Genomic DNA, 18,137 nt, shown 5'->3' with positions numbered 1-18,137 from the left:
TACCTTTTGATCTTCATGCGCCTCGACAATCAGTAACAATGATACAGTCAGTTTACAACACCCTGAGACGCATCACTACCGAACCACTAGCGACCGCTGACCTCTGGGGACCGATCATCGTCCCGCTCGTCACGCTCGCGCTGTTCGTCGCCGCCCGCCGACACCTCGGGCGATGGCCCGATCTGTGGCGGGCGCGGCGCCTCGTGCTGCCCGCCCTTGACCGCCTTGCCGACGGCGAGTACGATGACGTCGTGGAGCGGGTCGACGGACACACCTCTATCGATGTGTCGGCTGCCGTCGACGCCCTCCCGGAAAAGACAGGGCTGCCGCTCCAGCCGGAGGAGTACGTCGGCGTCGTGGACGCACCACCCAAGGCCGTCCGCGAGGAGCTCCGCTCGATGGAGCGCGTGTGGCCAAACACCCTCGCGTCGATCCAGTTCGACGTCGCAGACGGGCGTCGCGTCTGGGAGGTCGGCAGCTACGCGTATCGACCGCAGGGGTTCCTCGCAGTCTGGCAGTACCACGTCCGTCTGACGCCGGCGCCGGACGGCGGCACGCGCCTCTGGGCGCACTACGAGCGGTCGGCGTGGCGCCAGCCCGTCCGCCACTACCGCGGCGACGGGTGGGACGCTGACCGCGGCGTCGCGGAGATCGCGTCGCTGTTCGCGAGCGACGACCGCTTCGAGGCGAGCGAGCGGGGGTAGAGTTAGCCGGGGCGCGCGAGTAGACTCATTTTTTCCACTTATACCGTCCCGTGTCCGTTTGCGACCCGCAGCGTTGATTCATATATCAGGTCTATCTAGGGGTATGCCACATGGCACAATAGGCGATCACGTTTTGGAAGAGGTTGAGCGAGGGGACGAGTACGACTGCCCGGCATGCGGTGAGATGTTCACGGCACAGCACAAGCACCTCATTCCGAGCGGCAAAGAACTCCGCTGCCGCCATTGTGAGGCAGTCATCGCCTGGACCAACGAGCACAAAGAGCCGGCAGAGATTATGAGACCGTTGTAGTCAGCGATACTACCAGTCGGCGATCTTCTGCGCCTCGACGTCGGCGCTGGACGCGAGGCCACACAAGTAGTGAATGCCGACAAGTGTGTTCGGCACCTCGCTGCGCTATTTATTTGCGACGACCGCTTCGAGATCAGTGAGCTAGCCGTCTGCCTCATCGACAAGACAATATAATTTCATGTAGCAGCGGCTGTTGGCTCAGCATATGGCTGGGCCTCGATCGATCCGCGAGCGAACTCACCGACTGTTTTCCCCCCGAGACGGCGGTCGAATCGGGTATGTTGTCGACTGGTTTATCATGTTGCTGATCATCGCTAATGTCACGGCGGTGATCGCCACGACGGTCGACACCATCTACGAGCCATACGCTCGCCTCTTCCGCGCCTTTGAGATCTTCTCAGTCGCCGTGTTCACAATTGAGTACGCGGCCCGTGTGTGGTCGGCCGTCGAAGCGGACAAGTACTCCGGCGCGATCGTCGGCCGGCTCCGGTTCGCGAGTCGCCCTCTGCTGATTGTCGACCTGCTCGCGATCGCGCCCTTCTACATCGCCATCACCGGTATCGGGTTCGACCTCCGATTCCTCCGAGCGCTGCGGCTCATCCGGTTGTTCCGACTGCTGAAGCTCGCTCGCTACTCAACTGCGATGCGGACCTTCGGCTGGGTTCTTGAAGACCGGAAAGAGAAGCTCGTCATCGCGGTGTTCGCGAACGGGTTGCTGCTCGTCGTCGCGAGCTCGGTGATGTACTTCATCGAGAGCGGGGCCCAGCCGGAGGAGTTCTCGTCGATACCAGCGACCATGTGGTGGGGCGTCGCCGCACTCACGACCGTCGGATACGGCGACATGTACCCCGTCACGATGCCCGGGCAGTTCATCGGTGCAATCACGGCGATCCTCGGGATCGGGATGTTCGCGCTCCCGGCGTCCATCCTCGCGGCTGGGTTCATGGAGGCTGCCGAGAACGAGCTTGACGAACGGAAGCAGTGCCCGCACTGTGGTGAACCCGTGACGGTTGAAGGCCTCGACGATGTCGAGTGAACCTCCGTTTACAGCGGGACTGCGCCGCCGGCGACGACCGCGACCGCGACGACAGCACCACCGAGCCCGAGCAGCGCGTAGTTCGCGATCGGGTTCGCGGCTTTGAACAGATCAAGCGTGTACTTCGTGTCTCGGACGGGAGAAAACGGCTTGATACCCATCGGCGTGAGCGCGTCGGCGAGCAGGTGCGACACGATCGTTAGTGTGCCGAAGCCGAACGCGAGAAATCCGAACAGCACACCGCCGACGATACTCTCCTGAACCCCGAGGACAGCCCCGACCAGACCGAACGCGGCGCCGACTACGAGCGCAAACCAGACGGTGTGAGTAATCCCACGGTGTTTTATCAGCGGAATTCGCATGTCGAGGTCAGGGACCATCGCCATTGACCCAACGGCTGCGGCGCCGATGAAAGCTAACTCCATCGAAGCGAGGGCGGCAAGAACGAACCCAAACGGCGCGTATACGAGGAGCGACGCACCGATGTGACCTTTCTGATGCATGTGCTATGAGAACTGTGTCTCCAGAAGCTTCTTTGCGGTTTCAACATCAAATGTCTCAGAGCCGCGAAACACTGACAGCGGGAGTTCACGTTCTTCTCTCGCATATTCTTCTTTCCAGACTGTTGCTAGCTTCTGGAGTTCGGTCGCATGGACGAGTCTTATGTCCGTCCCAATCTCCATCTCCAGCTGTAGCGCATTCTCAGCTGCGCTCTCAGTAAACCCGGGTGCTATAATCAGGAAGTACTCGACATCGTGCTGCTGGCTTTTGGTGTCAATATAGTTTTTAATCTTGCTTCGGGTGCTGCTGCCAAGACGGAACTTCTGCCGTCGACGTTTGTTATCCCACAACAACCAGTCACCGCCCTGAGTGATCTCTCCGTCGGCCACCACGCCGCTTGAATGCTGACCGAGTTGGTTTGTCCCCTCAAGATTGAACACATTTTGGAATATCTCCACCGTTGCGTCCTCAAACAGGATATCCATCTTTTCAGAGGGATTGTCAGCATCGACAAGGTCCTGAAGTTGTGGTGGAATCTCCGTCACGGATCCGTCTGCGATTTCATCATACGTAGTGAGGAACAATTCAGCAGCGGGTTCACCCTCGTCTACCGACCTCTGTGAGCGCTCGAAGTATTCGATAACCGCGGATATCATCTCCTCAGTCTTCCGCCTGTGGGCGTCTAACCCATACTCTCCAACGATGGACTTCAGTACATCTTTCGGAACGACCTCCCTCAGAAGCTCACTGGGATAAACCCCTGCCTCAACAATATTTTCACGCCGATTTTGGTTCTTCCCGTAGTTCTTCCCCGTAACATCAAATGTGTCACGGGCCTCGATAAGGATGCTCTGGCGATCGAAGACGTCGAGCGTGTCCAGCATCCGCTGGAAGTTGGCATCTGACATCTCGTAGTGGAGCCAGTCCTGAATCACGTCGATGTAATCTTCGGGAATTCCGACGAGTTCCCCTCCGTCTTCGGGTGTTACCTCATATACCAGCGCTTGCTCTTGGAGCGACCAGAGGCCTTTCTCGATGGTTTTCAATGCGTGTTCAGGGCTCTCAGATCGTGAAACCTTGGGGAAACGGCCGATCGCAGACAGTCGGTAAAAGAAGTCGAGCCACGTGTAGTAATCGCGTTTGTGTTCACAAGAGCGATTGTGTAGGTCGAAGTAGCTGTACACCATGTGAAGCTCAGAGTCATCGACCTGATTTTTGTAATCGACGGCTGCCTTCGCAAGATGAAGAAGATCGTCGGATTCGGAGAATGAGCCCTCCTCGAAGGACGAAATCAGATCATGTTGCCAAGCCTGTACCGCGTCCAAGAGATCGTCCTTCTCCATGCTGTAGTCTGGCTGTTGAATCAACTGCCGGAGGATACCGTACCTAATCGTAAGTGCCTGATACGGCGAATCATTGATCTCACTGACACGCGGCGGGGTGAAGTTATTCAGCTCCTCTTGTACGCGCTCTTCGACAGCAAGGGCAGGGGCGTGCGTCTCTAGATACGCGTCTCGGTCATCGAAACCATCGTGTTTGAATTCTTCCGGGTCAAAATCGGCGATGCTGAGCTTTGTATCAGCCTTGAGGAACCGATTCCGTTCGTAGCTGTGCCAATTTTGGTCGATGAGATCTGCGAGTTCCATATGTTGAGGTGATTATGCTAACAATACTTCAATATGAGTTATACTACACACCACAACAGACAATATAACTCATTCAGTTAACGCGTCCTGAGCTCCCCTTCAGCTCCCTTGCGTCGTACTCGTCGTTGCCGCCTTGGTCGCCGTGGTCCCTCCTTCACGAGCTCGCGGAACGCACCCTTCACGACCTGCTCGGCACGTCCTTCGCGACGCCGAGCACCTTGTCTGGCTCGTGATGGGGCTCGTGCGATCACCTCCGTCCCCGAGTCGTCACCTGGCGGCAGTCGCACGGTTTAATTAACTTATTTCTACCATCCGGTATACACAGCAGGGTGTTATGACACAAACAGAAATCACGGAGTATCTTCATGATCGTGAAATCGAATACAGCTTGTTAGAACACAATAGCGACGCCTTAACATCTGAGAAGGCAGCTGAATTGCGTAACGTCCCTCTCGTTGAAATGATAAAATCGATGGTATTTTTGGACGACCAGCGGGAGGTGGTTGTTGCGATTGTTCCAGCTGAGAGAAAAGTCGACCTTGGTGCCCTCAGGGAGACAGCAAATATCAGCAGCCTAAAATTCGCTGACGAGGAAGTCATAGAAGAAGATCTCGGATATACTATCGGAGCAATACCACCGTTCTTCCCTGATAACGACTGTCCGATTTACGTAGACACCGAAATATTCCAGAACAACAAGATCAATTTTAGCAGTGGCCGTCCGGACGCGGGTGTTGAGGTCGAGATATCTGAATTTGAGCGGATTTTAGAGGAGTTCGACACAGAGAGGGCATCGATCGGCGATCCTCCGGAGTAAAAGAACCTCTAGGATGTCAACTGCGCTGTTACATTCACAGAAGGCAAACGGGTGAGGGCTACGCGTCGCCCGTTTCGTATTCGTCTGCGAGATCGCGCGTCTCCTCGATGACCGACTGCTCGACCTTAGCCTCGGGGACTTCGATCGCGGCTTCGATGGTCGGCACAGTCACGTCGGGAACCTCGACGTCAATCGAGTACGGAATCGCGATCTGGTGGGGCGCCAGATCATCGGGCTCTGTCTTTCGCTGACGCTGTTCACCCGACCGCCAGTCAAGGACGAGGTACCCCTCGAACGTCTCGGTCTTCCCGTCACTCATCATCGGTTTCCTCGCACACGACTCCGCGGAGCTCCTCAAGCAGGTCCGGGTGATGCTCCTCAAGGACCTCCACGTCCCTTTCGAGCTCTTCCTGGATCCGGCCGCGGACTCTGGAGGTTGCCTGATACCTTCGAGAGTCGCCATGCTCACCCGCAATCTGCTCGCGCTCCGTTTCCGTGAGGAGCGCGCGAGTCTTCGCCATACCGCGTGTTCCGTGCGTGTCCATTGTAGTATTTGCTAACCTCTACAGGGCGTTACTTAGCGCATATACTAATAGTTAGCGCAAATGCTAATCTATAAGTAGTTAGCAAATATACTAACAAGTAGGAAGCGCGGGACGCGGTCAGAAAGTCTGGCCGCCGGCGGTGGGACGCCGACGACCGCGCTGTCCACTAACGACAGCATGTCAGCTAATAACCTACGCGGCAAAAGCCGTACCGACTCGCAACCACGCCTCGCCCCGCAGCACACGTCGCTTGGCGTCGACGCCGAGGGCTACGTCCACCACTTCGACCGCGACGCTGCGGTCGTCCACCGTATCGACACTGAGACCGGCGCTCGCGAACGCCGGTCGGACCTCGCCGAGTGGGTCGCCACTCGCGAGCACGTCGCGATGGGCAACGCCGTCGACGTGTACGTCCACGAGTTCATCGGCGGTGAGGTCGGCTGGGCGGAGCGTACGCAGATGACCGCTCGCGACGTGTTCGGAGGTGCGTTCTGATGCGCGACCTCAACCGGACCGCCGAGAAGGAGATCTCGCGCCTCGAGTCAAAGTTCGCCGATGCGTTCGACACGCTGCTCGGCGACGTCATCCACGACCGGTTCCGTGAGGACGAGCAGCTGCAACAGATGGCCGCGGCGTACGGCACCGTCGACGCGGCGTGTACGCATCGCGACGATGAGAACGGATACGACGACGCCGCCAGCAACCTCGACAAGGCGACAGGCCACGTGAAGTTCGCCATCGAGAAGCGGTCGTACGAGCGACTCGCCGAGCTGTGTGAGCTTGTCGCGAAGGATGCCGGCGAGTGGGCCGACATCCACGACGAGGACGACCTCCGTGAAGCCGTGTGGGAGGCCCGCCAGTGGCTCGCTCGGAACACGAACCCGGCCGAGCGCGCCGGTGTCGACTACGGCAACACGCTCCCGGACGTCGATGAGCTGTTCACGCGTCAGGGGGTGATCAAGAATGTCTGAGCAGGGCGCCATCGACTCGGACTTCGACGACGCCGAGCTCCCGTACGAGCAGCGCGTCGCGAACGCGCTCGACGATGTCCAGACCGAGCCTGTCGAGGGCGGCGTCGCGATCGACATCGTCACGCGGCAGGCCGTGTTCGTTCGCAAGTGTACGTACGACAGCCTCGAGGCGCACTACGAGGCCGAGGGATACGACCTCGCGACGTACAAGACGCACCCGTACCTGCCCGGAATCGACGTCGAAAACGCCGTCTACGAGTGCGTGTACATCGACGGCAACCCCCAGAACGCGCACAAGCCCGGGAAGACCTACGACTTCCCGAGCGCGCGGCTGATGTATCTCCCCGTGGAGCAGGCGTGGGGCGACATGGAGGTTGGCGATGTCTAGCGCCGCCGACGCGCCGACCGGGGAGTTCAGCACGCGCGCAGCCAAGGCCCTCACCGAGTCGATGACCGTCATCGACGACTCGCTCGACCACGACCTCCGCGACGAGGAGTTCCTCGTCGTCACGCCGACGGGTACCTACCGCGTCGACGCGATCGCCGACACCTGCGACTGTCCGGACGCGCTCCACCGGGCACCCGACGAGGGCTGTAAGCACCGGCTCCGCGTAGCGCTGGCGCGCGGCGAGCGACCGATCCCGGGCTGGGTCGACCGCTCGGCGATCGACGACCAGCTGGGCCAGCACCTCGCCGCGAGCCCGCGTATCGCAACGGCCGACGGCCGGACGGAGGTGTTCGACCAGTGACTGACAACGAACACGCGAACGCAGTTAACGAGCAGATCCGACAGGCCGAGGAAAATGACGAGATCCCGGCGTCGAGTGCCGAGCGGAGTTCGATTCGGCTCGTCGTCGACGGCGAGCAGCTGACCGCCGACAACCCGATCGACTACCTCGTGATGCTGCTCATCGAGGGGAAGCGGTACGATGGCAACTGGGACGGCGACGAGACCGAGGTCGCTCGGTGGGCAGTCGCGCAGTGGTGTCAGGAACTCGGATGGGCGCCCGACCTGCGTGACTACCGTGCCGGCGAGCAGGTTGAGCGCGGAGATGAAATCGCGTGCCTTGATACCGCGTTCTACGGTACGCCCCAGGATTCAAATGAGGGTGACGATAGCAACCTCCCGACGATCGCGTACCAGGCCGAGTCGGGCGAGCGCCGGCGCGTCCGCTACGAACGTACGCCGGGGAAGCCGCACCAAGCCGAGCGTCACGTCGACCGCTGGGACGGCCGGACGTGGGTGCCCTGTGGTGGCGAGGAGCTAGACGAACTCGTCGTTGAGGGCGAGCACCGCGCCGCCGTCTCGCTCATGGAGGGCCCGTGACGATGGCTGACCAGATGAGCGCCTTCCGCAGGGTAATCGACCCCGACACTGAGTGGGAACTCGTCGAGAGTGGGTCGCCGCCGAGCGTCGACGGGTTCGCCATCACTGAGACCAAATTCATGCGGTGTCGCTACTGTGGCGCACAGGTGATCGTCGACGGTCCTGGAGGCCACCAGACGAGCATCGACGAACTCGTCCACAAGCCGACGTGTCCGCAGCGCGACGCCTCTCGGCGGTCGCCGGCCGATCCCGGCGACGCGTTCGACACGCTGGACGACTGCTAACCTCGAACCTCCCAGAACGTTTTATCGCCGCCCGCAAACACCGAGAACTCAAACACCCAGTAGAGCGGTGCGGTTCCCTCCGCGAGTTCGTACGCAAGTTCGCCACGTCGTGTCTCACCGTCGCTCAGTGGCGTCCCCTCGTCGAAGGATCGATCGAGGCTAGACGTTGCTGTCAAACTCTCTTGATACGTGTACCCCTCGCCGTCTTTGAGCATCATTTGGAGGATCGTCGAGAAGCTTCGCTCTTCGCCGGTATTGTTGGTGATGCTGATGTCGACGATAACGAACTCGTTCCCCTCATCCGGCTGCGAGTATTGGCCGAGGGATGACTCGGTTCGTGTTCCGTTGACGGTGACGGCGACATCTTGATACCCAATCTCCTCGCCAGTCCCGTACACATCGATACCGAGGTCTTGCTCGAGCTCGGCAACGGAGTCTGCCTGCTCTCCGAGGTTGATCCGTGCCCGGTCGATGCCGCCGATGATCGAGGCGTCCAGGTCGAACACCAACTGGAGCCCGGACGCATCCTCTGGTACCTCAAAGGTGATCGTCCCGCGCTCAACCTCGCCAGGTGCGAACTGGCCGGCGTTGAACGTATTCCCGCCGCCACCGGCGAACGTCTGGTCGTACTGGAAATCCTCAGCGTCTCGAAGCCGTGTCTGGAGCAGGTTGCTTACCGACACGTAGTCGTCGCTCACGTTTTTGAGCGCGAGCGACACGACGACAAACTCGTTGCCAGCGTCCGGCTGGGAGAACTGACCGAGGCTTGTAGTCCGCTCAATCCCCTCAACGACGAGGTGGAGCTGGTCGCCCTCAACGAGATCGCCGACAGCAGCCTGGACTTGCTCAGGCCCAGAGTCAGAATCGTCGCTCTCGTCAGACCCATTTTCGTCTGTGGACTCGTCGCTTCCGTCACTACCATCACCGCCGTCCGATCCATCGCTACTGTCGCTGTCCGTGGGCTCTGGTCCGCTATCGCTGTCCCCTGAACACCCGGCGAGTGGGAGGGCAATACCACCTGCTGTGAACGCGAGCACCTTTCGACGTCTCATGACAGCCCAGTGGTGTGATGATGTTGTAAAACCTCTGCCAATTGTGGCTCTGATTTACTTTTAGTTCCACCCCGGAAGCGAGGCTCCGCTTTATTACCCCTGCTCGCGTCAGCCGTCATCAACATGATACGTCGTCCAGAGGTCTTCGACGACGAGACGCCTCCTCCAGACCTTCGGCACCGCGAAGCGCAGGTCCAAGAGCTGATCCGCCTCCTCCACCGCGCTCGTACCGACCACGACCAGGGTGCCCTGCTAGCCGGCCCGAGTGGTGTCGGGAAGACGGCTCTCGGCCGGACCGTTCTTGAGGAGTTCAGTCATGAGTTCGGAACGCACTGGACGTGGATTCAGGCTCTCGGAACGACCACTGGCGAGCTGTTCCGGGAAGCGATACGAGGCGCCGGTGGGTCCGTCGTCGACAACGCGCCGAACGATACGCTTCCCAGGAAGCTTCGAGAGACGCTCGTCGGAGACGATCTCCTCGTGCTCCTTGACGAGGCCGACGACATTGCTGGCACTGGAGCTGTCGGGCAGCTGATTGCCGTGCCCGGCGTCGAGGTCGTCGTGATCTGCCACGAGCCAGATGACTGGCTGGCCCGCGCAGAGGCTGACACTCGGCAGTACCTCCACAGTGGGCGCATCGAGCTACGTCGATTCGGCGTCGACGAGCTCGCGGACATCCTTGCTGACCGGGCTCGTGTTGGGCTCGTCGACGGCGCCGTCTCACGCAAGCAGTTGGAGACGATCGCCGACGACGTCGCCGGTGTGGCCCGGGAAGGGATTCAGACGCTCCGGGCGGCTGCCGAGATTGCCAATGAGTGCGAACACACATCGATTCATGATACCGACGTCGACGATGCCTACGAGCGCGCTCGTGCCAGCATCCGTGAAGCGAATCTCCAGTCGCTTCCGTTTCATCACCGCGTGCTGTACGAGTTGATCCGAGAGGGCAGTCAAGTGACTGGTCGGAAGCTACACGCGCAGTACGAGGAGATCAAAGAAGGTGTCTACGCGAACCGAGAGTACACACCGATTAGCCGTCGCTCACGGCGGAACAAACTCAACAAACTTCGGGCATACGACCTTGTCGAGCGTGAACGCTTGGATCACCGTTGGTTGTACGCACCTACAGATAGTGAGCTTATAGCACCTCTTACAGGGATAGATGAACAACAAATCCAATTAAAATGTATGACTAAGTGATTGTTTTTCGATTTGAATAATTGAGTGCGAAAATATAATTAACCGGGGGTTAAATCATCGTGATATCTGGTTACATGGTCTCACAAGCTGAAATCGAGGAACTCTACGACATGAAGAAGATCATCGAAGAAGACTGGATATGGGAGACTGATGGACCAAACTTGATCGGTGAGGCCACGGTATATTGTTTTGACTCAGAAGCAATACTCTCTCTGAAAGCTTGGAAAAGGCGGTCATATGGCTTCTGCCTGCTATACAAAAGCTCCAAAGTTGTCCGACGCTGGGATGATTCTCGACATCGGAATCCAGATGGAGAAGTGATCGACGGCTCTCACAAGCACAAGTGGCATCCGCAGTATGAGGACAACTGCGCATATCCAGTTGATGACGTAGCAACGGACGATGTTGATAAGGCCTTTCAGGACTTTCTTAATGAATGTAATATAGAGCTGAGAGGCGACTACCAACGTCAAGACAGGCTTGAAGCATGACAAACTGTAGCGAACTTATCCGACCGCGGCTAACTGACGCCTTTGATACAGGGATGTCAATCGAAGCCGACAGTGAGGATTGCCGTGTTACACTCCCACTTGAGCGATCGGATGGAGACGCAATTCGTCTGTGGGTTGTTCAAAACGGCGATCAGTACACGATTACTGATGAGGGCGAAACCTACGGACTTCTGTACCTCTCAAACATCAACCTGGATCAAGAGCGTCGAGCTAACCGTGTCAACACTATCCAAGAGCGCTACAGCCTTGACCAAGCGAAGCAAGAGGTCAAGACAACTGCCTCCGCAGATGAGCTTGGCCAGAGAATTCTTGAGGTGGGCCAGGCTGTTCAGTCAATCTCTCATCTCACCTTCACCAGAAGACAGTACACCCAGACTGATTTCAGAGCTGATGTTGGAACGTACATCACTGAACTGGGATTCCGGTACGATACCAATCCTGAAGTCGAAGGCGCGTCTGAAAAGCACCGTGTTGACTTCGGGGTAAGGGGTCAGGAAAGCCCAACATACATTCAGGCCCTCCACGCTGAAGACGCTTCCACAGCTAAGACAATGGCCCAAAGAACGATGTATAAATGGACTGAGATCCAGGGCCACTACGGAAATAAAGTCAATCGCATCTCCGTAATTGATGATGAATCGGGTGAGTTCGGCTATGACTCTGAGAAGATATTGAGGAACTACAGCGACTCGTTAGTCCCGTGGTCTCAAAGGGACAACATGCTGAGCGCAGCCATCACAGCGTAGGACCCCGGAAGTACGGCCCCCTTTTACCGTTCATCCACCCGTCGGCTGCGGTATGCCCCCGCAGGCACACCGGACACAGAAGACAGTTGACCTGACTGAACTGGGCTTCGACGTCGACGCTGCCGTCGACGTCACGATCAACGAGCACGACGACGAGACGACCGTTGAGGTCGCTCACGGCACCGACGAGTGGACGCTCACGTTCGACGAGTATGGACAGGTGAAGAGAACGCCCGGGCGGTCGGCTCCGCGCTGGCTCGGCCCCGCGTTGAAGAAGGCCGCGCCCGGCCTGCGGGTGGTGTAAATGGTATCAGGAATTGACCGGATCGAGCTCGGCGGCGTCGAGCTCCTCGTCGAGGAACGCCTCGCCAGCGTCAGTGATGCGGTAAAGGCCTCGGACACCCGGGACAACCCGCTCGACGAGCCCGTATTTGCGGAGCTTCGTGAGGCGGTTGCTCGCGTAGTTCGAGACGGTGACGTCCAACTTTTCGAGCGCGTCAGGCGTCAGGTTCCCCTCCGAGCGCAGATGCTCCAGAATAGCCTCATCGACAGGGCGCATCCACTCCGCGCGTCCTCGTGGCACGACGCTGGCTTCGACTGTGGAACTCATAGTGATACCGGTGTTACGCTATACGCTACACACCAATATAAATACACTCACAAGAGTACTCCACAGCCTGTATTCAGCACAGCAAATTATTAGTAGAGAGGGTGTGAAAGGTTAGTTGACCTGGCCTTCGCGGGAGCAGAAACCCCGCCGGCGCTGGCACGCCGACGGGCTGGGTCCCGAGATGGCGCCCTCGTGACGAGGGCATTCGAGAGACCCATGAGTAAGTCAAACTCGGGGCCTATTCAAGATGGGCCCAACGACGCGGCACGTATCGACGCTGATCACGAGACTCGCGAGCAGCTGCGCGCGTTCGCAGACCTGACCGCGTTCAAGCGCGACATCCTCTGGACGCTATTCCATGAGGCCGACCACGAGGCGTACGGCCTGCGGATCAAGCGCCAGCTAGAGGCGCTGTACGGCGACGAGGTCAACCACGGGCGACTGTACCCGAACCTCGACGACCTCGTTGAGGCCGGTCTCGTCGTGAAGACCATGCGCGACAAGCGGACGAACGACTACACGCTGAGCGATGAGGCCACGCAGCTGCTCGCCGAGCGGCAGGCGTGGGAGCGGGGGGAATACTGATGCCGGGAGATGACCGCACGGTCGAGCTGACACTGGAGTCGTACGAGACGCGCGGTGAAGACTTCGAGAGTGATGTCGAGACGGAGTGGAAGGTCGATGCGCCCGGGCTTGATCACCCGTGCGCTGGGGAGACACCCGAGGAGGCACTGCGCGTACTCGCCGGATCGCTGGAGAATGAGATCGGCGAGTTCGCGGACATCGACGAGCTGCTCGAAGCCGAAGTTGAAGAAGACGAGTGGGAGGTGGCTTGATGCGCGCGACCATCCTCGGGCTCGCCCAAGACGACATCGCTGACCCGCAGATCGAAAGCCACGTCGAGAACGCGACGTACCCCGCGATCGACGCGACCGCGTACGAGCGCCTCGACGGGACCACGGTGTACGCCGGCGACGCCGCCGGTCGGATCGACGTCGAGAGCGAGACGATCTACGTCTCCGATGACTCGATCATCACCGAGACCGAGGAGGCGACGGAGCACACCTACTGCGAGTGGATCGCGGACCTGTCAGAGGGTTGGCTCGGTGTCAACCGCTCGGACGGCGACTGGTTGTTCGATACGGTCGGGCTGGCGAAGGGCACTCGCATCCACCGCGCCCAGATCGACGTCGACGGCTTCGCGGAGTACCTGAGCGACTACCCGACCGCCGACGCCTGGAACGTCACGCAGACGCGGAGCTTCGACGCCGATGACGATGCCGAGGAGTCGGTGATCGCGTACCACGACGCGGCCCACCTCGCTGACACGGGTGGAAGTCGCGACACGGTGATGCTTGGCTTCGAGTACAACTGGAACGAGGGCTACACGCGTGGCGTCGTCTCCGAGAGCGGCTACGTCGCGCTGTTCGACGGTGGCGACCGGCCAGGGACGTACGCGGCGTTCATCAACTCGGAGATCCTGCCGTTCGCGAGCCTGCCTGAGGAGTACCAAGGCACGCTCGGGGATGTCCGTGACAGCACGGAGAGTGAAGCATGAACCTCGACGTCCCTGACAAGTACGAGGACTGGCCGTTCGAGGCGCGAGCCTTTGTCCTCGCCGAGGCGAACACGGCCGCCGACCTCCGGCAAGAGATCGACTCTCTCGCTGGGATGGAACACGATCCCGACGCGGAGGCCCAACAGCAGTTCACCAACGACGAGCTTGCCCAGCTGGTGATGGCGCTCGGCGGCCCGCAGGAGAGTGATGGCCTGTGACCGCGACGCAGTTCCGCGTCGTCGACCGCGTCGAGCGCGAGACGGCCGAGCTCCTAGAGCGCAACGACACCGCGATCCTCGCCCACGATGACGACACGACGTACGTCCTCGAGGAGGTGGACGATGTCGAGTAGCGCGGAGTCGGAGTCCACGACCGTCGAAGAGCTGCTCGAAAAGCAGGGAGTCGGTCAGAAGAACGACTACGAGGGCACGGCGTATCAGGGCTCTGAGTCGGCCATCGCGGCCATCAAAACGTACGTGTCCGAGCACGTCGTCGACGAGCGGATCGTGTCGTCCGGCTCGATCGCGGCTACCGCTGACGACGTCCGCACCCAAGAGATCGGGAAGACGCTCGGCGCACACCTACGCGGCGATACGCCAGAGGACTTCCTGACTGATGTCGAGGTCTCGAAGTGGCGCGATACCTCGCCGGTGAAGTGGGTGTTCAAGCGTCGCGCTGGCGAGGCCACCCAGCGTCGGTCGCAGAAGCTTCAAAAGCCGAGCCTCGTTCGCGAGATCTCGGCCGCGACTGACGCCGGCGGCGACCGCTACGAGATGGTCGAGCGCGGCGGCGCGCGCTGGGAAACGGCGATCACGACGGTCGACTGGATGCGCGATGTCCTCGCGGCGGTCTGCGAGCGCGTTGGCCACGAGCCGACGGCCGTCCAGGAGGCCGAGGAGGCCGACCGGCGAGAGTGGATAGACGAGCTCACACAGGCCGCGACGACCGACGTTCTCGAGCGCGCCCTCGACATCGACGCGCCGGGCGCTCGCGACGACTGGAACAAGGAGACGCTTCGGGCGATCTACGAGGTCGTCGTCGAGGGGCGAGACCCGAGCGAGGTGAGTCCATGACCGACCCTCTCGCGTGGACCGCATACTGGTTCATCGTCGGTACCGCAACCGCGCTCAGCGCACTCCTGATCATCATGGTGGTCGCATGAGCATCGAGCCTGTCGAGTGCGTCACCCCGCACTGTGCGGGGCGGATGCGCGACCGAACGAGCGGTGAGCTCGTCTCGGCTGCGGTGGCCTACGAGCGGGGCGTCACCGTGACGATCCCGGCCGTTGCGCCCGTCCCGGCACACGACGAGGCCGTCTTCGACGAGCTGACCGACACGGTCGTCTTCCGTCGCGACCAGGCGCTCGTGACGGTGTACGGCCTCTCGCCGGCGCACCTGTCCAACATCCACGGCGTCGCCGTCGCGGCTGCCGTCGACGAGCAGTGTGGCACGGAGTACTGCGCGCAGATTGACCCGCGGAATTTGGAGGCTGCCCGATGAGTACGACGACATCCACAGCTGACGACGCACAGGAACCGTGGGAGCAGCTCGCGGACAAGCGCGACCTCTTCGAGAAGATCGTCGAGGAGGACGGCCCGTGGGCACCGCACGCCCAGAACATGCTGGTGGCGCTCGACGAGCGTCAGGAGGCCGACGATGGCGAGTGAGTCACCGGCTCGCGATTCGGTCGAGCGTTTCGAGGACCTCCGGATCGTCCAGGGCATCCATGACCTCGAGGAGACGCATCGCGTCGTCGCCGTCGAGCATGGCGAGTTGCTTACTGAGGCGCTCCTGTCGGAGGTCTTCGCGCTCGACCGCCTGCTGGTCGAGCGGGTAGCCACACCGACGGCATCGCGACCGGTCGGGCTCGTTGAGCTCTTCGCAGCGGACGCACTCGCTCATCGAGGGCGTGTCGTCAGTGACCTCGACGTCGACGCCGTGCGCGCTCGCGATGGCGCGGTCGTTCGCGTCACCGAAGACAGCGACGTACCGGGCGGCCTTGTCGGAACCACGGACCCAGCCGTGATGATCTTCGAGGAAGGCTTGGTTGACGTTCTGGCTGGCGAGGTAGCTGGCCGAGCTCTTCCGGAACTGCGTCGGCGTCGGCGTCGCCGGCGGGTCGATCGGGGCGTTCCGGGCGAGTCGCTTCAGGACGTCCCGCAGGTAGTTCCGACTGACGCGGTCGGGGCGGTTGATGCGACTCCACAGGTAGTCCTCGCCAGCGCCGGGATGGCGTTCGAGCCAGTCACGGACGTAGGGGACGGCCTTGACGATGGTCGGCGAGCGCGAGCCGTTCTTCCCGTTCTCGATGTTGATCCGGAGGCCGAACTCCCCTTCGGAGATGTCGGTGACCTGGAGGTCGTAGAGCTCGGAGGTTCGCGGGCCGAGGTCCCAGCAGAGGGCGACGAGCGCCTCGTCGCGAACGTTCGAGGCGGCGTCGATCATCGGCTTGACGTGCTCATCCCAGTGGAACATCTCGCCGGGATCGGGTGCCGGGTCGTAGGTGCTGGAATAGCCCGACGGAACCCACGCGAGTGTCTCGGGTGTCTCCTCGACGCCGATGGCGTGCCGACCGAAGGCGCGGAGGCACTTCCGGTATCCTCGGTTCGTCTCTTCGTTCTCGTAGGAGCGGTTGATCCAGCGGACGATCTCCTCGGCCGCCTCTCTGTCCTCGAGGGCGTCGGCGAGGCCGCCGACCTCGCGCGCCATCTTGACGCTTCGCATGAGGACGTCGCTGTGGTGGCTCTCGGAGATCTCGCTCGGGCCGAGGAGCTCGATGTGTCGGTGGGCGTCGAGGATGGCCTCGGCGTCGGCCTCGCTCATCCCCTCGCGATTCTGACACCGCTCAACGGAGCGATCGATCGCAGTCCGGGGCTGATCGGTCATGTTCAAATAGTATATCAGTCGCCATGTAAACATCGTGTTCGGAGCCCACCCCGGCCATCTTCTCGACTTCCCGACTGCCGAGCGTCGGCGCTTGCGGTCTCCTCGTCCGCGCCGCGCGACCGTCCCCCTACGCCGGGACCGCTTCGCCGGCGACGAGCGCGACCGCGACGACGACTAGTCCGAGTCCCAACAGCGCGTAGTTCGCGAGCGGGTTCGCAGCGGTGAACAGGCCGAGCGTGTACTCGTCGTCTCGCACGGGCGCGTACGGCCGGACGCCCATCGGCGTGAGCGCGTCCGCGAGGAGGTGCGAGACGATCGTCACCGCGCCGAACAGGAATCCAGCGCCGCCGAACAGGAGCGCCTCGGCGAGTCCGTCATCGAGGCCGACGGCCGCCCCGACCAGCCCGAATGCGACCCCGACGAGCAGCGCGAACCAGACGGTGTGCGTGATTCCCCGGTGCCGGACGAAGGGGATCCGCACGTCGAGGTCGGGGACCATCGCCAGCGAGGCGACGCCGAGCGCGCCGCCGCCGCCGACCTCGACCGAGGCGAGGGCGGTGACGAGGAACCCGAACGGCGCGTAGACGACGAGCGACGCCCCGACGTGGCCGTTTCGGTACACGTGATCGACTGCGTTCCGGGTCGGTAAGTTCGTTGTGTCGCTGCGCCGGGGGCGAAACGACTACGGCCTCCCGCCGTGACCGTCCGGTATGTCACTCACCGCCCGCGACCTGATGGAACCGGACGTGAAGACGGTCTCGCCCGACGACGACGTCGCAGACGTGTTCAAGCGGTTCGCCCGGTACGAGTTCAGCGGGTTCCCCGTGGTCGACGACGACGAGCGGGTGGTGGGCGTCATCACCGAGTCCGACCTCGTCGACCTGTTCGAACCCGAGGACGAGACGCTGTGGATCCCCATCGGCCTCCCGCCGTTCGTCGACACCCTCTCGTATCAGGTGAAGCGCCCGTGGGCCGACCTCGACCTCGGCGTCGACATGATCCGCAACGCGGACCGCCCCGTCTCCGACGTGATGAGCGCCGACGTGGCGACGGTGACGCCGGATGCTCCCGTCGACGACGTGCTGGACCTGCTCGTCGGCGACGACCCCGACATCAACCGCGTGCCCGTCGTCGATGATGAGGGTCGGCTCGTCGGCATCATCGCCCGGCAGGACGTGATCCGCGCGTTCCGCGACCGCCGACTGGAATAAGTTGACACGGTATCTCTCGGCGAGTATTTAGAAGTAGTCGAGCGCCGCTCGGCGGGGAACCCCTCCAAAGCCCCAGCCGCGACGGCTCGCGCGTCTTGCTGCACGCCTCACTCGGTCGCTCACGCTCCCTCGTTGCGGTGCTTACTGCGGCGTGCTTCGCCCTCGCGGCTGCCCCTTTGAGTCCCACACCCCGCACCGCTCCGCACCGCCCCGCACAGCAC

The 18,137-nt window shown here is 61.3% G+C and carries 31 protein-coding genes; 23 read left to right on the top strand and 8 right to left on the bottom strand.

Going from position 1 to position 18,137, the window contains the following annotated elements; genetic code table 11:
• Positions 1-38: 38 nt before the first annotated feature.
• The 3 genes from C464_RS06020 to C464_RS06010 all read left to right on the top strand — a co-directional run bounded on the left by C464_RS06020 (position 39) and on the right by C464_RS06010 (position 2,050).
• The gene (locus tag C464_RS06020) at positions 39-704 is read left to right on the top strand and encodes a hypothetical protein (RefSeq protein ID WP_049910899.1); all 666 of its coding nucleotides are present in this window, start codon (positions 39-41) and stop codon (positions 702-704) included.
• Between the two features lie 103 nt (positions 705-807).
• The gene (locus tag C464_RS18910; RefSeq protein ID WP_049910898.1) at positions 808-1,014 is read left to right on the top strand and encodes a hypothetical protein; all 207 of its coding nucleotides are present in this window, start codon (positions 808-810) and stop codon (positions 1,012-1,014) included.
• Positions 1,015-1,219: 205 nt separating this feature from the next.
• Complete coding sequence (locus C464_RS06010; protein WP_049910897.1) at positions 1,220-2,050, top strand: ion transporter; 831 nt, start codon at positions 1,220-1,222, stop codon at positions 2,048-2,050.
• An 8-nt stretch (positions 2,051-2,058) separates the two neighbouring features.
• On the opposite strand, the gene C464_RS06005 is transcribed toward C464_RS06010, so the two are convergent.
• The gene (locus C464_RS06005; RefSeq protein WP_006112737.1) at positions 2,059-2,553 is read right to left on the bottom strand and encodes a metal-dependent hydrolase; all 495 of its coding nucleotides are present in this window, start codon (positions 2,551-2,553) and stop codon (positions 2,059-2,061) included.
• 3 nt (positions 2,554-2,556) lie between these two features.
• Complete coding sequence (locus C464_RS06000) at positions 2,557-4,197, bottom strand: hypothetical protein (protein WP_006112736.1); 1,641 nt, start codon at positions 4,195-4,197, stop codon at positions 2,557-2,559.
• 334 nt (positions 4,198-4,531) lie between these two features.
• Here C464_RS06000 and C464_RS05995 point away from each other — a divergent pair, with 334 nt between their 5' ends.
• Complete coding sequence (locus tag C464_RS05995; RefSeq protein ID WP_049910896.1) at positions 4,532-5,014, top strand: aminoacyl-tRNA deacylase; 483 nt, start codon at positions 4,532-4,534, stop codon at positions 5,012-5,014.
• A gap of 58 nt (positions 5,015-5,072) precedes the next feature.
• On the opposite strand, the gene C464_RS05990 is transcribed toward C464_RS05995, so the two are convergent.
• Complete coding sequence (locus C464_RS05990) at positions 5,073-5,333, bottom strand: hypothetical protein (protein WP_006112734.1); 261 nt, start codon at positions 5,331-5,333, stop codon at positions 5,073-5,075.
• Positions 5,326-5,535, bottom strand: coding sequence for a hypothetical protein (locus tag C464_RS05985; RefSeq protein ID WP_006112733.1), 210 nt, complete (start codon positions 5,533-5,535; stop codon positions 5,326-5,328). Before C464_RS05985 ends, C464_RS05990 begins: the two co-directional genes overlap by 8 nt.
• 201 nt (positions 5,536-5,736) lie before the next feature.
• Between C464_RS05985 and C464_RS05980 the strand changes: the two genes are divergently transcribed.
• The 6 genes from C464_RS05980 to C464_RS05955 are packed head-to-tail and all read left to right on the top strand — an operon-like array spanning position 5,737 to position 8,141.
• A complete protein-coding gene (locus C464_RS05980; protein WP_006112732.1) occupies positions 5,737-6,054 on the top strand; it encodes a hypothetical protein in 318 nt (105 codons plus the stop codon).
• Complete coding sequence (locus C464_RS05975; protein WP_006112731.1) at positions 6,054-6,530, top strand: hypothetical protein; 477 nt, start codon at positions 6,054-6,056, stop codon at positions 6,528-6,530. Before C464_RS05980 ends, C464_RS05975 begins: the two co-directional genes overlap by 1 nt.
• On the top strand, positions 6,523-6,918 hold the full coding sequence (locus C464_RS05970; protein WP_006112730.1) for a hypothetical protein: 396 nt from the start codon (positions 6,523-6,525) through the stop codon (positions 6,916-6,918). The genes C464_RS05975 and C464_RS05970 overlap by 8 nt, the downstream gene beginning before the upstream one ends.
• Positions 6,911-7,279, top strand: a complete 369-nt coding sequence (locus C464_RS05965) for a hypothetical protein (RefSeq protein ID WP_006112729.1) — start codon at positions 6,911-6,913, stop codon at positions 7,277-7,279. The genes C464_RS05970 and C464_RS05965 overlap by 8 nt, the downstream gene beginning before the upstream one ends.
• Positions 7,276-7,857, top strand: coding sequence for a hypothetical protein (locus tag C464_RS05960; RefSeq protein ID WP_006112728.1), 582 nt, complete (start codon positions 7,276-7,278; stop codon positions 7,855-7,857). The genes C464_RS05965 and C464_RS05960 overlap by 4 nt, the downstream gene beginning before the upstream one ends.
• 2 nt (positions 7,858-7,859) lie before the next feature.
• Complete coding sequence (locus tag C464_RS05955; protein ID WP_239640205.1) at positions 7,860-8,141, top strand: hypothetical protein; 282 nt, start codon at positions 7,860-7,862, stop codon at positions 8,139-8,141.
• Here C464_RS05955 and C464_RS05950 read toward each other — a convergent pair.
• Entirely contained in the window at positions 8,138-9,193 is a 1,056-nt protein-coding gene (locus C464_RS05950) for a DUF4352 domain-containing protein (RefSeq protein ID WP_049910895.1), read from the bottom strand. The two genes, C464_RS05955 and C464_RS05950, sit on opposite strands and share 4 nt — an antisense overlap.
• Positions 9,194-9,316: 123 nt before the next feature.
• Here C464_RS05950 and C464_RS05945 point away from each other — a divergent pair, with 123 nt between their 5' ends.
• From C464_RS05945 to C464_RS05935, 4 genes are read left to right on the top strand one after another with little or no spacing between them, the layout of a single operon-like run.
• Entirely contained in the window at positions 9,317-10,393 is a 1,077-nt protein-coding gene (locus C464_RS05945; protein ID WP_006112725.1) for a Cdc6/Cdc18 family protein, read from the top strand.
• A gap of 59 nt (positions 10,394-10,452) precedes the next feature.
• Positions 10,453-10,884, top strand: a complete 432-nt coding sequence (locus C464_RS18445) for a DUF6978 family protein (RefSeq protein WP_152420898.1) — start codon at positions 10,453-10,455, stop codon at positions 10,882-10,884.
• Entirely contained in the window at positions 10,881-11,651 is a 771-nt protein-coding gene (locus C464_RS05940) for a DUF1828 domain-containing protein (RefSeq protein WP_006112724.1), read from the top strand. Before C464_RS18445 ends, C464_RS05940 begins: the two co-directional genes overlap by 4 nt.
• Positions 11,652-11,703: 52 nt before the next feature.
• Positions 11,704-11,955: a hypothetical protein gene (locus C464_RS05935; RefSeq protein ID WP_006112723.1), complete on the top strand. Its 252-nt coding sequence runs from the start codon at positions 11,704-11,706 to the stop codon at positions 11,953-11,955.
• A 6-nt stretch (positions 11,956-11,961) separates the two neighbouring features.
• Here C464_RS05935 and C464_RS05930 read toward each other — a convergent pair whose 3' ends face one another.
• Entirely contained in the window at positions 11,962-12,210 is a 249-nt protein-coding gene (locus C464_RS05930) for a winged helix-turn-helix domain-containing protein (protein WP_006112722.1), read from the bottom strand.
• Between the two features lie 267 nt (positions 12,211-12,477).
• Here C464_RS05930 and C464_RS05925 point away from each other — a divergent pair, with 267 nt between their 5' ends.
• The 8 genes from C464_RS05925 to C464_RS19165 all read left to right on the top strand — a co-directional run bounded on the left by C464_RS05925 (position 12,478) and on the right by C464_RS19165 (position 15,486).
• Positions 12,478-12,846: a PadR family transcriptional regulator gene (locus C464_RS05925; RefSeq protein ID WP_006112721.1), complete on the top strand. Its 369-nt coding sequence runs from the start codon at positions 12,478-12,480 to the stop codon at positions 12,844-12,846.
• Entirely contained in the window at positions 12,846-13,097 is a 252-nt protein-coding gene (locus C464_RS05920) for a hypothetical protein (protein WP_006112720.1), read from the top strand. The genes C464_RS05925 and C464_RS05920 overlap by 1 nt, the downstream gene beginning before the upstream one ends.
• Complete coding sequence (locus tag C464_RS05915; protein ID WP_006112719.1) at positions 13,097-13,819, top strand: hypothetical protein; 723 nt, start codon at positions 13,097-13,099, stop codon at positions 13,817-13,819. The genes C464_RS05920 and C464_RS05915 overlap by 1 nt, the downstream gene beginning before the upstream one ends.
• Complete coding sequence (locus C464_RS05910; protein WP_006112718.1) at positions 13,816-14,037, top strand: hypothetical protein; 222 nt, start codon at positions 13,816-13,818, stop codon at positions 14,035-14,037. Before C464_RS05915 ends, C464_RS05910 begins: the two co-directional genes overlap by 4 nt.
• A complete protein-coding gene (locus tag C464_RS18905; RefSeq protein ID WP_161781662.1) occupies positions 14,034-14,171 on the top strand; it encodes a hypothetical protein in 138 nt (45 codons plus the stop codon). Before C464_RS05910 ends, C464_RS18905 begins: the two co-directional genes overlap by 4 nt.
• Positions 14,161-14,892 (top strand): hypothetical protein, encoded by a 732-nt coding sequence (locus tag C464_RS05905; protein ID WP_006112717.1) that lies wholly within the window; start codon positions 14,161-14,163, stop codon positions 14,890-14,892. The genes C464_RS18905 and C464_RS05905 overlap by 11 nt, the downstream gene beginning before the upstream one ends.
• A gap of 85 nt (positions 14,893-14,977) precedes the next feature.
• Complete coding sequence (locus C464_RS05900; RefSeq protein ID WP_006112716.1) at positions 14,978-15,319, top strand: hypothetical protein; 342 nt, start codon at positions 14,978-14,980, stop codon at positions 15,317-15,319.
• Complete coding sequence (locus tag C464_RS19165) at positions 15,316-15,486, top strand: hypothetical protein (protein WP_167539334.1); 171 nt, start codon at positions 15,316-15,318, stop codon at positions 15,484-15,486. Before C464_RS05900 ends, C464_RS19165 begins: the two co-directional genes overlap by 4 nt.
• Before the next feature lies 1 nt (position 15,487).
• Here C464_RS19165 and C464_RS05895 read toward each other — a convergent pair whose 3' ends face one another.
• Positions 15,488-16,705, bottom strand: a complete 1,218-nt coding sequence (locus tag C464_RS05895) for a tyrosine-type recombinase/integrase (RefSeq protein ID WP_006112715.1) — start codon at positions 16,703-16,705, stop codon at positions 15,488-15,490.
• A gap of 127 nt (positions 16,706-16,832) precedes the next feature.
• Positions 16,833-17,327 (bottom strand): metal-dependent hydrolase, encoded by a 495-nt coding sequence (locus tag C464_RS05890; protein ID WP_006112714.1) that lies wholly within the window; start codon positions 17,325-17,327, stop codon positions 16,833-16,835.
• 88 nt (positions 17,328-17,415) lie between these two features.
• Between C464_RS05890 and C464_RS05885 the strand changes: the two genes are divergently transcribed.
• Positions 17,416-17,916 (top strand): CBS domain-containing protein, encoded by a 501-nt coding sequence (locus C464_RS05885; protein WP_006112713.1) that lies wholly within the window; start codon positions 17,416-17,418, stop codon positions 17,914-17,916.
• The last annotated feature ends 221 nt before the right edge of the window (positions 17,917-18,137 follow it).

Origin of the sequence: Halorubrum coriense DSM 10284, assembly GCF_000337035.1 — an archaeon.
Classification (GTDB): domain Archaea; phylum Halobacteriota; class Halobacteria; order Halobacteriales; family Haloferacaceae; genus Halorubrum; species Halorubrum coriense.
This window is presented reverse-complemented; position numbering and strand designations above follow the sequence as displayed.